This is a genomic window from Idiomarina piscisalsi (genome assembly GCF_002211765.1).
Classification (GTDB): Bacteria; Pseudomonadota; Gammaproteobacteria; order Enterobacterales; family Alteromonadaceae; genus Idiomarina; species Idiomarina piscisalsi_A.
In genome coordinates this window covers 2,296,680-2,311,169 of sequence record NZ_CP022133.1, presented here as the reverse complement: position 1 = coordinate 2,311,169, position 14,490 = coordinate 2,296,680, and the positions used below count along the sequence as shown (strand labels likewise).

The 14,490-nt window shown below is 47.2% G+C and carries 12 protein-coding genes and 5 tRNA genes; all 17 read left to right on the top strand.

The annotated features are described in order from the left end of the window. The first annotated feature begins 16 nt into the window (after window positions 1-16). The 17 genes from hflX to rpoB all read left to right on the top strand — a co-directional run bounded on the left by hflX (window position 17) and on the right by rpoB (window position 14,463). Window positions 17-1,309, top strand: coding sequence for a ribosome rescue GTPase HflX (hflX, locus tag CEW91_RS11010; protein ID WP_088769023.1), 1,293 nt, complete (start codon window positions 17-19; stop codon window positions 1,307-1,309). A gap of 30 nt (window positions 1,310-1,339) precedes the next feature. After that, window positions 1,340-2,491, top strand: coding sequence for an FtsH protease activity modulator HflK (gene hflK / locus CEW91_RS11005; protein WP_088769021.1), 1,152 nt, complete (start codon window positions 1,340-1,342; stop codon window positions 2,489-2,491). Further along, a complete protein-coding gene (hflC, locus tag CEW91_RS11000; RefSeq protein ID WP_088769019.1) occupies window positions 2,491-3,384 on the top strand; it encodes a protease modulator HflC in 894 nt (297 codons plus the stop codon). The genes hflK and hflC overlap by 1 nt, the downstream gene beginning before the upstream one ends. Before the next feature lie 104 nt (window positions 3,385-3,488). After that, window positions 3,489-4,784, top strand: coding sequence for an adenylosuccinate synthase (locus CEW91_RS10995; protein ID WP_088769017.1), 1,296 nt, complete (start codon window positions 3,489-3,491; stop codon window positions 4,782-4,784). A gap of 133 nt (window positions 4,785-4,917) precedes the next feature. Then, window positions 4,918-4,993 (top strand) — tRNA-Thr (locus CEW91_RS10990). A gap of 19 nt (window positions 4,994-5,012) precedes the next feature. Beyond that, window positions 5,013-5,097, top strand: a tRNA-Tyr gene (locus CEW91_RS10985). Between the two features lie 45 nt (window positions 5,098-5,142). Beyond that, window positions 5,143-5,217 (top strand) — tRNA-Gly (locus tag CEW91_RS10980). Window positions 5,218-5,229: 12 nt separating this feature from the next. Beyond that, window positions 5,230-5,305 (top strand) — tRNA-Thr (locus CEW91_RS10975). An 88-nt stretch (window positions 5,306-5,393) separates the two neighbouring features. Beyond that, window positions 5,394-6,578 (top strand): elongation factor Tu, encoded by a 1,185-nt coding sequence (tuf, locus tag CEW91_RS10970; RefSeq protein ID WP_088769004.1) that lies wholly within the window; start codon window positions 5,394-5,396, stop codon window positions 6,576-6,578. Between the two features lie 131 nt (window positions 6,579-6,709). Next, window positions 6,710-6,786: transfer RNA gene (locus CEW91_RS10965), tRNA-Trp, on the top strand. Window positions 6,787-6,831: 45 nt separating this feature from the next. After that, window positions 6,832-7,212 carry a preprotein translocase subunit SecE gene (gene secE, locus CEW91_RS10960; protein ID WP_088769016.1) on the top strand — a complete coding sequence of 127 codons (381 nt, stop codon included), beginning with the start codon at window positions 6,832-6,834 and terminating at the stop codon, window positions 7,210-7,212. A 3-nt stretch (window positions 7,213-7,215) separates the two neighbouring features. Then, a complete protein-coding gene (gene nusG / locus CEW91_RS10955) occupies window positions 7,216-7,755 on the top strand; it encodes a transcription termination/antitermination protein NusG (protein WP_088769014.1) in 540 nt (179 codons plus the stop codon). A 137-nt stretch (window positions 7,756-7,892) separates the two neighbouring features. Next, window positions 7,893-8,321 carry a 50S ribosomal protein L11 gene (gene rplK, locus CEW91_RS10950; protein ID WP_011233603.1) on the top strand — a complete coding sequence of 143 codons (429 nt, stop codon included), beginning with the start codon at window positions 7,893-7,895 and terminating at the stop codon, window positions 8,319-8,321. A gap of 3 nt (window positions 8,322-8,324) precedes the next feature. Beyond that, entirely contained in the window at window positions 8,325-9,020 is a 696-nt protein-coding gene (rplA, locus tag CEW91_RS10945; RefSeq protein ID WP_053953120.1) for a 50S ribosomal protein L1, read from the top strand. Window positions 9,021-9,268: 248 nt separating this feature from the next. Then, window positions 9,269-9,787: a 50S ribosomal protein L10 gene (gene rplJ, locus CEW91_RS10940; RefSeq protein WP_088769013.1), complete on the top strand. Its 519-nt coding sequence runs from the start codon at window positions 9,269-9,271 to the stop codon at window positions 9,785-9,787. A 53-nt stretch (window positions 9,788-9,840) separates the two neighbouring features. Further along, the gene (rplL, locus tag CEW91_RS10935; protein WP_053953118.1) at window positions 9,841-10,218 is read left to right on the top strand and encodes a 50S ribosomal protein L7/L12; all 378 of its coding nucleotides are present in this window, start codon (window positions 9,841-9,843) and stop codon (window positions 10,216-10,218) included. Between the two features lie 216 nt (window positions 10,219-10,434). Next, window positions 10,435-14,463: a DNA-directed RNA polymerase subunit beta gene (gene rpoB, locus CEW91_RS10930; RefSeq protein WP_088769011.1), complete on the top strand. Its 4,029-nt coding sequence runs from the start codon at window positions 10,435-10,437 to the stop codon at window positions 14,461-14,463. Window positions 14,464-14,490: the final 27 nt, after the last annotated feature.

Genomic DNA, 14,490 nt, shown 5'->3' with positions numbered 1-14,490 from the left:
AGAGGTCTGATACAACTTGTTCGATAGGTATGAAGGTGGCGACTACGCAATTTTGGTTCATGTGGACTTTCCCACTGAAGTAAACCGAGAAGATCTCTCTGAACTTAAACTTTTAGCAAACTCTTCTGGTGTTGAGACGCGCGGTGTCATTACAACAAGCCGCGGTTCGCCAACGCCGAAATACTTTGTTGGTAGTGGTAAAGCGGAAGAAATAGCTGAGCAGGTGAAAGCGCTCGATGCCAACATTGTCATCTTTAACCATGCGTTGTCTCCAACGCAAGAGCGTAACCTCGAAGCAATTTGTAAGTGCCGGGTTCTGGACAGAACGGGGCTTATTCTCGATATATTTGCCCAGCGTGCACGTACTCATGAAGGTAAACTTCAGGTTGAGCTGGCGCAGTTGCGGCATATTTCAACACGCTTGGTTCGAGGTTGGACCCACCTGGAGAGACAAAAAGGCGGTATCGGCTTGCGTGGCCCCGGCGAAACGCAGTTAGAAACTGACCGACGCTTAATCCGCGGACGCATTAAGAATATTTTGCGTCGTCTGGAAAAAGTTCAGAAGCAACGCGAGCAAGGGCGCCGCGCGAGGCAAAAAGCGGAAATTCCGACAGTGTCACTGGTTGGCTATACTAACGCGGGTAAATCAACTCTGTTTAACCAGTTAACAGAAGCCGGTGTTTATGCCGCTGACCAATTGTTTGCGACGTTGGACCCCACTCTTCGTAAGCTTACTATTGAAGATGTTGGCGACTTGATTCTGGCGGATACGGTCGGTTTTATTCGACATTTACCGCATGACTTGGTCGCTGCTTTTAAGGCGACGCTGCAAGAAACGCAAGAAGCTGATTTGCTGTTACATGTGGTGGACGTTGCTGATGAACAGCAGCAAAGCAACATTGATCAGGTAACCGAAGTTCTCGACGAAATTGACGCCGGAGATGTGCCACAGCTGATTATTTGTAATAAAATAGATCAAGTAGATGGGGCGAAGCCACGTATTGATTATGAAGATGATAAGCCTGTACGGGTTTGGGTCTCAGCTCAGGAGGGCATTGGCGTCGAATTGATTTTAGAGGCATTAACCCAGTTGTTGGGGCCTCAAATGATGGACGCGACCATAAAAATACCGCCGTCCATGGGCAAATTACGTGGTACATTGTACGAACTAAACAGTGTTACCTCTGAAGATGTTGACGAAAATGGGCAACTGGCGTTGCATGTACGTTTATCATCGGTAGACTGGCAGCGCCTTAAAAAACGATTTGATAAAAACTTGGATGAATTAATTGTCCAAAAGCATAATTAATATAAGTTAAACCATAAATTGGAGCAGTCCATGGCTTGGAATCAACCGGGGAACGGCGGTAACAACAACGACCGTGACCCATGGAAAAATCAGGGCGGCAAAGATCAGGGACCACCTGATCTGGATGAAGCGGTCCGTAAACTCTTTGCAAAGTTTGGCTTTGGCGGCAATAAAGGTGGAGGCTCTGGCGGCAGCTCAGGCATTCCAAGTAAGGGTATTGGCATCATTGCTATTATCGCCATTATTGTTTGGTTCATTGCAGGCTTTTACACCGTAAAAGAAGCTGATCGCGGCGTTGTGCTTCGATTTGGTCAGTTCCACACAATGGTTGAGTCAGGTCTGCATTGGCGTCCTGTTTTTGTCGATACCGTTGAGCATGTCGACGTTAACAATGTGCGTTCGGACAAAACTGAAGGTTACATGCTGACTCAGGATGAGAACGTGGTTCGTGTCGAGCTTGATGTCCAGTACCGTGTTGTCGATCCCCGTGCATACTTGTTCAATGTTCAGGACGCAGACGGTGTATTGTCGCGAGCGACTGACAGTGCGTTACGTTACGTCGTTGGTCACACGACAATGGATGAAGTATTGACGCGTGGTCGTGAGCAAGTTCGTGCAGACACTTTAGATATGCTTGAGTCGACAATGAATCCATATTCTATTGGCTTGCAAATTGTCGACCTTAACTTGTTGCCAGCACGTCCACCGGAAGCAGTTAAAGATGCTTTTGATGACGCTATCGCTGCACAAGAGGATGAAGAACGCTATATCCGAGAAGCTGAAGCGTATGCACGTGAAGTTGAACCGTTAGCGCGTGGTCAAGTCCGCCGTATGCTGCAAGAAGCGCAGGCGTATCGTGAACAAATTATACTGGAAGCGCAGGGTGAGGTCGCTCGTTTTAACGAGTTACTACCTCAGTATGAACGTGCTCCGGAAGTGACTCGTGAACGTATTTATTTAGACACGCTTCAGGATCTTTATGCGAAGACACCAAAAGTCTTGGTTGACGTGGAAGGTGGCAACAACATGATGTACCTGCCACTTGAGAAGTTGTTAGAGCGCCAAGGCAGAAATACAGAAACCTTCTCGCCTCCGCGAGTTCCAGAGCAAGGCGCGGGAACGTCCTTTAACTCTGAACCGCAAAATACTCGCAACAGCAACCGTAGCGGAGGTCGAAACTAATGAAAAACCTAATCGCAATAATCGTTGTGGTCCTGGTCGCACTGGGTTTGTCCTCCATTTACGTGGTGAAAGAGGGCGAGCGAGCCATTTTGATTCAATTCGGTAAAGTTGAACGTGACGCCCAAACGGGTGAAGCGATGGTATTTGAGCCAGGCTTACACTTTAAAATACCCTTTATCGAGCAAGTTAAGAAACTGGATGCGCGTCTACAAACTCTGGACGGGGACCCAGACCGCTTTGTCACCAGTGAGAAAAAGGACTTAATTGTTGATACTTATGTCATGTGGCGTATTAACGATTTCTCGACGTTCTACCTGAGTACAAATGGCGGTAATATTCTACAAGCTGAAGCACTACTTACCCGTCGAATCAACAGTGGTTTGCGTAGTGAGTTCGGTAACCGCACAATTTCAGATATTGTGTCTGGTGAGCGAGACGAACTTATGCGCGAAGCATTGCTGCAAGGTGCGAAAAGTGCCTCAGACTTAGGTATTGAAGTGCTAGACGTTCGTGTCATGCAAATTAACCTGCCTGATGAGGTGAGCCAGTCTATTTATCAACGCATGCGCGCTGAACGTCAGGCGGTTGCGACTGAGCACCGTTCAGAAGGTAAAGAGCAAGCTGAGTTTATCCGGGCTGACGTTGATGCACGTGTGACCGTTATGCTTGCAGACGCTAAACGCCAATCACGCGAATTGCGTGGTGAAGGTGATGCAGAGGCCGCTCGTATTTATGCCGAAGCATACGAAAAAGACGCTGAATTCTTTGCATTCATTCGCAGTATGGAAGCCTACACCAACTCGTTTGGTAAAGGTAACGACATGCTCGTACTCGATGCAAACAGTGACTTCTTCCGCTATCTGCAAAATATGATGGGCGAAAAGCAAGAGTAAAAGTCCAACCAGTGCCCAATGACTCCATTGGGCACTTTTCCTTCATGTACAAACTCCCCGATACAAGGTAAGATCGCCACGCTTTTTTTTTACGCGGGGCAATCATGAGTCAGAACGTTGTTATTTTAGGCACCCAATGGGGTGATGAAGGTAAAGGTAAAATCGTCGATCTGTTGACCGACAAGGCGAGCTTAGTCGTTCGTTATCAAGGCGGTCATAACGCAGGTCATACATTAGTCATTGACGGCGAGAAAACGGTTTTACACCTTATTCCTTCAGGAATTCTTCGTTCAAATGTTCAGTGCGTTATTGGTAATGGTGTTGTTCTATCACCAGAAGCACTGATTGAAGAAATTGATATGCTCGAAGCGCGTGACGTTCCTGTTAAAGAGCGTTTGCGAGTGAGCGAAGCTTGCCCTTTGATTCTGCCGTTCCATATCGCCCTTGATCAGGCTCGCGAAAAAGCTCGTGGTAAAGAAGCTATCGGCACCACTGGCCGCGGAATTGGTCCTGCGTATGAAGACAAAGTGGCGCGTCGGGGCTTACGAGTCGGTGACTTATTCAACGCCGAGCGGTTTGAAGGTAAGCTAAAAGAGTTGGTGGATTACCATAACTTTGCGTTGACTGAGTACTATAAGACCGATGCTATCGACTATGATGCAGTATTAAAGCAGTGCAAAGAGTTTGCGAAATTACTGAAACCAATGGTTGCTGATGTACCGGCAATGTTGGATCAGGCTCGTAAGAATGGCGATAAAGTCATGTTCGAAGGTGCTCAAGGGACATTGCTTGATATCGATCACGGTACTTACCCTTATGTGACGTCATCCAACACAACCGCTGGCGGTGTTGCAACGGGAGCGGGCTTTGGTCCGCGTTATATTGAATATGTATTAGGTATCGTAAAAGCTTACACGACTCGAGTTGGCAGTGGTCCGTTTCCAACTGAACTCGACTGCGATGTTGGTCAGCACTTAGGTGTTAAAGGCCATGAGTTTGGGGCAACAACGGGGCGTAAACGTCGAACAGGCTGGTTAGATGCTGTGGCTATGCGACGTGCGGTACAAATTAACTCAGTCAGTGGCTTTTGTTTAACCAAACTGGATGTGCTGGATGGTTTAGACGAATTGAAAATCTGCACCGGTTATAAGCTGGCTGATGGAACAATCAGTGAATATCCACCAATGGCCGCAGAAGACTATGATGTCGTAGAGCCGGTCTATGAGACGTTAGAAGGGTGGCAGGAAAGCACCGTTGGCTTGACTGAGCATAACCAGTTACCGCCACAAGCGTTAGCGTATATATCAAGAATAGAAGCGTTAACTGGCGTGCCAGTTGATATCATCTCAACAGGCCCGGATCGTAACGAAACGATTGTATTGCGTCATCCATTCGAATAATCTAATTTCTCGGTCAGTTTTTGCTCGAAGGAGTTAAAAACTGACCACTTGATCGTGTTTTTATAAATTTTTTGCGCAAAGCTATTGCACTATCAAATTTAGTACCATAGAATGCGCTCCACCTAACCGGGGTGCCGGCATAGCTCAGCTGGTAGAGCAACTGACTTGTAATCAGTAGGTCGGGAGTTCGACTCTCTCTGCCGGCACCAATTCAAATTGCAAAATGCGGGAGGGGTTCCCGAGTGGCCAAAGGGATCAGACTGTAAATCTGACGGCTCCGCCTTCGCAGGTTCGAATCCTGCCCCCTCCACCACGCAATTTCCTTGGTTTTGAGGTGGCCTCACAATATTGTGAATTTGCGGGTGTCGTATAGTGGCTATTACCTCAGCCTTCCAAGCTGATGACGCGGGTTCGATTCCCGCCACCCGCTCCAAATTCAAGTCGTGCTGATATAGCTCAGTTGGTAGAGCGCACCCTTGGTAAGGGTGAGGTCGGCGGTTCAAATCCGCCTATCAGCACCATTCCTTATACAGGCCATTCTAACGAAACCTTGGTAGGCAAACGTAAGTTTAGGTAAAACACCAAAAGAATTTTGTTAGAGAGGCTGCAATGTCTAAAGAAAAATTTGAACGTTCGAAGCCGCACGTAAACGTCGGCACCATTGGTCACGTTGACCACGGTAAAACTACACTAACTGCTGCTATCACAACTGTTTTGGCAAAAGTTTATGGTGGTGCGGCGAAAGACTTCGCAGCCATCGATAACGCGCCAGAAGAGAAAGAGCGTGGTATCACTATTTCAACGTCACACGTTGAATATGACACACCAACTCGCCACTACGCGCACGTAGACTGCCCAGGGCACGCTGACTATGTTAAAAACATGATCACCGGTGCTGCACAGATGGACGGCGCAATCCTTGTTGTAGCGGCAACTGACGGTCCAATGCCACAGACTCGTGAGCACATCTTGTTGTCACGTCAGGTTGGCGTTCCTTACATCGTTGTCTTCATGAACAAATGTGACATGGTTGACGATGAAGAGCTGTTAGAGCTGGTAGAAATGGAAGTTCGTGAGTTGTTGTCAGAGTATGACTTCCCGGGCGACGACCTGCCAGTAATCCAGGGCTCAGCACTGAAAGCGCTGGAAGGCGACGAAGAGTGGGCGAAGAAAATTGTTGAGCTAGCAGACGCGCTTGACAACTACATCCCAGAGCCAGAGCGTGACATCGATAAGCCATTCATCATGCCAATCGAAGACGTATTCTCGATTTCAGGTCGTGGTACAGTTGTTACCGGTCGTGTCGAGCGCGGTATCGTCAACACTGGCGACGAGTGTGAAATCGTTGGTATGAAAGAAACGCAAAAAACCACTGTTACAGGTGTTGAAATGTTCCGTAAGCTGCTTGACGAAGGTCGTGCAGGTGAGAACATCGGCGCGTTGTTGCGTGGTACTAAGCGTGACGAAGTTGAGCGTGGCCAGGTATTGGCGAAGCCAGGTACAATCACTCCGCATACTAAGTTCGAAGCGGAAGTTTACGTACTGAGCAAAGACGAAGGTGGCCGTCACACGCCATTCTTCAAAGGCTATCGTCCACAGTTCTACTTCCGTACAACTGACGTAACGGGCGCAGTAGAATTGCCGGAAGGCGTAGAAATGGTTATGCCAGGCGACAACCTGAAGTTCGTTGTAGAGCTGATTGCTCCAATCGCAATGGATGAAGGTTTGCGTTTTGCAATCCGTGAAGGTGGTCGTACTGTAGGTGCAGGTGTTGTATCTAAGATCATCGACTAATACGGTTTCAGTATCGTATACAGAGCCCGGCTTTATGCCGGGCTTTTTTATGGCTTGCGCGAAGCGCTGTCTTAGGTATAATACCGCGTCCAATCCTACACCAAGTAAGATAAGCGTGAAGGACATTATTTAGGGGCGTAGTTCCAATTGGCAGAACAGCGGTCTCCAAAACCGACGGTTGGGGGTTCGAATCCCTCCGCCCCTGCCAGATTTTAAGTTAAAAGCGAAGACCGGTCGCAATTAGGATTAAAGAATGAGCGCAAATAACGAGACGCAGAGCAGTTCATTAAACAGCTTGAAATGGATCATCACAATCGCCTTGCTAGTTGTAGCTATCGGCGGAAATCATTACTACGCAGAAGAAATCTCAGTACTTTACCGCGCTATCGGTGTTGTCGTATTGGTGGCATTGGCAGGTTTTTTTGCCTCCACAACGATTAAAGGTAGAAAGTTTTTGTCTTTCGCTAAAGAAAGTCGTACTGAGGTTCGCAAAGTCGTTTGGCCTTCGCGTCAGGAAGCAACCCAGACCACACTCATTGTTGTTGTAGCGACCGTTATTGTTGCTTTAATCCTCTGGGGTTTAGATGGAATACTTGTGCGTGTCGTAGGCTTCTTAACCGGACTGGAGATTTAAACTATGAGCGATAAGAAACGTTGGTACGTCGTACAGGCTTTTTCTGGTTACGAAGCTCGTGTTGCGGAATCTCTGAAAGAACATATCAAGCTGCATAATATGGAAGACAAATTCGGCGAAATCTTAGTGCCGAAGGAAGAGGTCGTTGAAATGCGTGGCGGCGTGCGTCGTAAAAGTGAACGTAAATTTTTTCCAGGTTATGTCTTGGTTGAAATGGTCATGGACGAAGATTCATGGCACTTAATTAAGAGCGTTCCGCGTGTACTTGGCTTTATCGGTGGTACAAGCGACCGCCCTACACCAATTTCTAAGAAAGAAGCAGACGCTATTCTTGATCGTTTACAAGACTCAGCAGACAAGCCGAAGCCCAAGACGTTGTTCGAGCCGGGCGAAGTGGTTCGTGTTACCGATGGTCCGTTTGCTGACTTTAACGGTACAGTGGAAGAGGTTGATTACGAGAAAAGTCGTGTGACCGTCTCTGTTTCAATTTTCGGTCGCGCCACACCTGTCGATTTAGAGTTTGGTCAAATCGAGAAGTCGTGATCAAAAAATCATCAATCTAGCATTGATCAACGACGCGAATTAACTTATAATTCGCGTCCTTTTTTAACGGGAAGCCGATTGAGTAACTTCGCTCTGAAAAGTTACGAGGCGTTAAACCCACAACAGAGGTAATAATCATGGCGAAGAAAGTATCAGCCATTATCAAATTGCAGGTAGCTGCTGGTTCAGCTAACCCGTCGCCGCCAGTTGGTCCAGCCTTGGGTCAGCACGGTGTAAACATCATGGAATTCTGTAAAGCATTCAACGCGCAAACAGACAGCCTGGAAAAAGGCGCGCCTGTTCCTGTTGAAATTACAGTATTTGAAGATCGTTCATTCACGTTCATTACGAAAACGCCTCCTGCGTCTTTCTTGCTTAAGAAAGCAGCGGGTATCAAGAGCGGTTCTGGCGAGCCTAATACCAAGAAAGTTGGTACGGTAACTCGCGCGCAATTGGAAGAAATTGCGAAAACTAAAGAACCCGATCTGACTGCTGCCGACATGGACGCAGCTGTACGCACTATCGCCGGCTCTGCTCGTGCGATGGGCTTGAACGTGGAGGGCTAATCGATGGCTAAATTAACAAAACGCGCTCGCATGATCGCAGAGAAAGTTGAAGCCCGCGATTACGACGTGAATGAAGCAATTGCACTGTTGAAAGAATTAGCAACAGCAAAATTCACTGAAAGCGTTGATGTTGCCGTAAACCTTGGCATCGATGCTCGTAAATCTGACCAAAACGTTCGTGGCGCGACAGTATTGCCAAACGGTACTGGTCGTGACGTTCGCGTTGCGGTATTTACTTCTGGCGACAATGCAGACAAAGCGAAAGAAGCAGGTGCTGACATTGTTGGTATGGAAGATTTAGCTGAGCAAGTTAAGAAAGGTGAGATGAACTTCGACGTTGTCGTAGCATCACCTGACGCAATGCGTGTTGTTGGTCAATTAGGTCAAATCTTAGGCCCACGTGGTCTGATGCCTAACCCGAAAACAGGTACAGTAACTCCTGACGTTGCAACAGCCGTTAAAAATGCTAAAGCGGGTCAGGTTCGTTATCGCAACGACAAAAACGGTATTGTTCACGCAACAATCGGCCGTGTCGATTTCGATGACGCGAAATTGAAAGAAAACCTTGATGCATTATTAGGAGCGCTTAAGAAAGCTAAGCCTTCTTCTGCAAAGGGTGTTTACTTTAAGCGCATCAGCTTGTCTACAACGATGGGCGCTGGTGTGAGTATTGACCAGGGTACAGTCAGCGCTGGTTAATTAAGGTTTATGGGTTGGAGCTGCCGTTTGTAATGCTCAAAAAGCGACAAGCAAGGCTCCCGTCCAAGACCGTAGGTGTACCGCGAGAATTTCAGTAGTATCGAATAGCGGCACTTAATTTCCTACGCAGATGGTGATATCCGACTCAGGCTCTCTGGGTAGAGAATCACCGTGACAACGCGGTGGAGGTAACTCCACCTAATTGTAACGCGGAGCTTCGGCTCCAAATTGAAAACGAGGTGATATCAGTGGCAATTGGTTTAGCCGGAAAGAAAGCCATCGTTAAGGAAGTTAACGACGTTGCTTCGAATGCGCTAGCCGTCACCGTTGCTGAATATCGAGGCATCGAAGTTGCCGATATGACTGAGCTTCGTAAAAAAGCACGTGAGCAAGGCGTATTTCTGAAAGTTGTTCGAAATACTCTTGCAAAACGGGCTTTTGAAGGTACTCAGTTCGACGACATGAGTGATGTACTTAAAGGACCTCTTGTTTATGGCTTTTCTATGGACGCACCGGGCGCATCAGCTCGCTTGTTCAAAGACTTTGGCAAAGAAAACAAGAACCTTCAGGTAATGGCTCTGTCAATCGGTAATGGCATCATGGGTCCTGAAAAATTGGACGCGGTTGCTTCACTTCCGACTCGTGACGAAGCATTGGCTAAATTGCTCGCCACCTTCAAAGAACCTGTTAGCAAGTTCGTTAAAACAGTTAACGAAGTACCTAGCAAGTTCGTTAGAACGTTGGCAGCAATTAAAGACGCTAAATAATACGTTGGTTTTTTAACCATTTTTTGTAATTATCAACCCAGGAGTTTAGAGTAATGGCTCTGACTAAAGACGATATCTTAAACGCGATCGCTGAAATGCCAGTAATGGAACTGGTTGAACTGATCGAAGCAGCTGAAGAAAAATTCGGCGTTGACGCATCTGCAGCAGTTGCAGTAGCAGCTGGTCCAGCAGCAGGCGGCGAAGCAGCAGCTGAAGAGAAAACTGAATTTGACGTAATGCTGAAAGGCGCTGGTAGCAACAAAGTTGCTGCTATCAAAGCTGTTCGCGGCGCAACCGGCCTTGGCTTGAAAGAAGCTAAAGCTATGGTTGAGTCTGCACCAGTTGCAGTCAAAGAAGGTGTTAGCAAAGACGAAGCTGAAGAGCTGAAAAAGCAGCTTGAAGAAGCTGGTGCGGAAGTTGAAGTTAAGTAAGTCGACTTTTGTACAAAATATGGCTCTTTAGAGCCTTGGGCTGGTGGTTAAATAACCACCAGCCTTTTTGCGCTGTATTGCTTGTATCATTTTTGCCCGAGGTTGGGATACAAGTTTTGCAAAAACAACACGGGATCGACAGATAAAAGATTCATCTGTCTTAACCATCGAACCACTCGTTGGTTAGGGTCATCAATCAGCTAGCTGAGGAACCCCATGGCGTACTCCTACTCTGAGAAAAAACGTATTCGTAAGGACTTTGGTAAACGACCGCAGGTCTTAGAAGTGCCTTATTTGCTGTCTATGCAGCTTGATTCATTTAAGAAATTTATTGAAGTCGATCCAGACGCCAATAACGGCTTGGAAGCGGCTTTTCGTTCGGTTTTTCCTATTGCCAGCTACTCAGGTAATGCGGAACTGCAGTACGTCAGTTATCACATGGGTGAGCCGGCATTTGACGTTGAAGAATGTCAAATTCGTGGTATTACCTACTCAGCACCTCTGCGTGTGAAACTGCGTCTGGTCCTGTTTGATAAAGAAGCAGCAGCCGGAACGGTTAAAGACATTAAAGAGCAAGAAGTGTACATGGGCGAAATTCCGTTAATGACAGAAAACGGAACTTTCGTTATCAATGGTACAGAACGAGTGATCGTTTCCCAGCTTCACCGCTCTCCGGGTGTCTTCTTTGACCATGATAAAGGTAAATCGCACTCGTCAGGTAAAGTTCTGTATAACGCACGAGTTATCCCATACCGTGGCTCGTGGTTAGACTTTGAGTTTGATCCTAAAGACAACGTGTTTGTTCGTATCGACCGTCGCCGTAAGTTACCGGCGTCTATTATTCTTCGTGCGCTTGAATACAGCACTGAAGAAATTCTCGATATGTTCTTCGAAACAACCTACTTTGAAATCTTGAAAACCAAAGTCAAGATGGAGTTGGTGCCTGAGCGTCTTCGTGGTGAAACGGCGAAGTTCGACATTAAAGGTACCGATGGCGAAGTATTGGTTGAAAAAGGCCGTCGTATTACCGCACGTCATATTCGTCAGTTGGAAAAACTCGACATTAAAGAAATGGACGTGCCGACTGAATACATGGTCGGGAAAGTATTAGCAAAAGACTACGCCGATAAGAAAACAGGCGAAGTCGTCGGCCATGCAAACGACGTATTAACGCTTGAGTTAATTGCGGAATTAAGCGAAGCCGGAATTAAGAAAATTGAAACGTTATTCGTGAATGACTTGGACCACGGTCCATACATGAGCGAAACGCTGCGCGTGGATTCAACCACTAACCGTTTGGAAGCGTTGGTTGAAATCTATCGTATGATGCGTCCGGGTGAACCACCGACGCGTGAAGCAGCCGAAGCGTTATTCGATAACCTATTCTTTAGTGACGAGCGCTATGACTTGTCAACTGTTGGTCGCATGAAGTTTAATCGCCGTTTAGGTCGTGATGACCTAAGTGGAGATAATACGCTGTCTAAAGAAGACATTATCGATGTTATGAAAAAGCTTATCGAGATCCGAAATGGTCTTGATGAAGTTGATGATATTGACCACTTGGGTAACCGTCGAATCCGTTCTGTAGGTGAGATGGCAGAAAACCAATTCCGTGTTGGCCTTGTTCGTGTTGAACGCGCTGTTAAAGAGCGTTTGTCGCTAGGCGACCTGGACAACACCATGCCACAGGACCTTATCAATGCGAAGCCTATTAGTGCCGCGGTGAAAGAGTTCTTCGGTTCAAGTCAATTATCGCAGTTCATGGATCAAAACAACCCACTGTCAGAAGTGACGCACAAACGTCGTATTTCTGCGTTAGGTCCGGGTGGTTTGACACGTGAGCGAGCAGGTTTTGAAGTTCGAGACGTACACCCGACTCACTACGGTCGTTTGTGTCCAATCGAAACCCCGGAAGGTCCGAACATCGGTCTGATTAACTCACTGTCGAGTTTCTCCAGAACGAACGAGTACGGTTTCCTGGAAACACCTTACCGTCGTATTGAAGACGGTGTAGTCACCGACGAAGTTGACTACTTGTCAGCGATTGAAGAAGGCAACTATGTTATCGCTCAGGCGAACGTAGCGCTTAACGACAAAGGTGAGTTAACCGAAGACTTAGTGCCTTGCCGACATAAAAACGAATTTACATTGATGAGTAAAGAGCAAGTTCAGTATATGGACGTTGCTCCTCAGCAAATCGTGTCAATCGCAGCAAGCATGATCCCATTCCTTGAACACGATGATGCGAACCGTGCATTGATGGGCTCAAACATGCAACGTCAGGCAGTACCAACGTTACGTGCTGACAAGCCGTTAGTCGGTACTGGTATCGAACGCACTATCGCAGTTGACTCGGGCGTTACCGTTGTCGCGAAACGTGGTGGTGTCGTCGACTATGTCGATGCAAGCCGTATCGTTGTTAAGGTAAATGAAGAAGAGATGGTACCGGGCGAAGCGGGCATCGACATTTACAACTTAACTAAGTACACACGCTCTAACCAAAACACGTGCATTAACCAAAAACCAACGGTTAATCCTGGTGAGCCGGTAACGCGTGGCGACGTATTGGCAGATGGTCCATCGACAGACTTAGGTGAATTGGCACTGGGTCAAAACCTACGTGTCGCGTTCATGCCGTGGAATGGTTACAATTTTGAGGATTCAATCCTTATTTCTGAGCGCGTAGCGCAAGAAGATCGTTTAACCACTATCCACATTCAAGAGCTGAACTGTGTTGCCCGTGATACCAAATTGGGTGCTGAAGAAATCACTTCAGATATTCCAAACGTCGGTGAATCAGCGCTTGGTAAGCTTGATGAAGCTGGTGTTGTCTATGTTGGTGCCGAAGTTAAAGGCGGCGACATCCTCGTTGGCAAAGTCACGCCAAAAGGCGAAACGCAGCTGACGCCGGAAGAGAAGCTTTTGAGAGCAATCTTTGGTGAGAAAGCGTCGGACGTTAAAGACAGTTCGTTACGCGTTCCTAACGGTGTCAACGGTACCGTTATTGACGTACAAGTCTTTACTCGTGATGGCGTTGAAAAAGATAAACGCGCAGTTGCTATCGAAGAGATGCAACTGGCGAAGGTTAAGAAAGACCTGACCGAAGAATTTAAGATTCTTGAAGAAGGTATTTATAACCGTGCACGCAACTTGTTGCTAGCGAACGGCTTCGACGAAGCGAAACTTGCGAGTATTGATCGTAAAAACTGGCTAACACAGGACTTAGGTTCTGAAGATGCGCAAGCACAGTTAGAGCAGATTGCAGAGCAATACCAGCAAATCAGCGACGATTTCGATACGAAGTACGAAAACAAGCGCCGTAAAATCACTCAAGGTGATGACTTAGCGCCTGGCGTACTGAAGATTGTAAAAGTTTACTTGGCAGTTAAGCGCAGTATTCAGCCGGGTGACAAGTTAGCAGGTCGTCACGGTAACAAAGGTGTTATCTCTACTATCATCCCTGTTGAGGATATGCCTCACGATGATGAAGGTAACCCGGTCGATATCGTATTGAACCCGCTAGGTGTACCGTCGCGGATGAACATCGGTCAGGTGTTGGAAACACACTTGGGTATGGCGGCTCGCGGAATTGGTAGCAAGATAGACAAGATGCTGAAGCAGCAGCGCGCAATGAAAGATCTGCGTGACTTCTTACAGCAAGTTTATGACTTGGGTGAGTGCCGTCAGAAAGTAGACATCAGTGAGTTCTCTGATGACGAAGTGATGCGCTTAGCAGGAAACCTGAAAGCTGGTCTGCCGACGGCGACACCAGTATTCGACGGTGCGGTTGAAGAAGAAATTAAAGAACTTCTGAAACTGGCGGATTTACCTGAGTCAGGTCAGATACCACTGTTTGACGGCCGTACGGGTGAGAAGTTTGAGCGTGATGTAACCGTCGGTTACATGTACATGCTGAAATTGAACCACTTGGTCGATGACAAGATGCACGCTCGTTCTACCGGCTCTTATAGCTTGGTAACTCAGCAGCCATTAGGTGGTAAAGCACAGTTTGGTGGTCAGCGCTTCGGTGAAATGGAAGTCTGGGCATTAGAAGCATATGGTGCTGCATACACCTTGCAGGAAATGTTGACGGTTAAATCGGATGACGTAAACGGTCGTACGAAGATGTACAAAAACATCGTCGACAACAACCTGCAAATGGAAGCGGGTATGCCAGAGTCGTTCAACGTATTGTTGAAAGAAATTCGCTCTCTGGGCATCAATATCGAGCTGGAACAGAACTAAGCGTCTGTTGCTGGAATTACTGGGGGA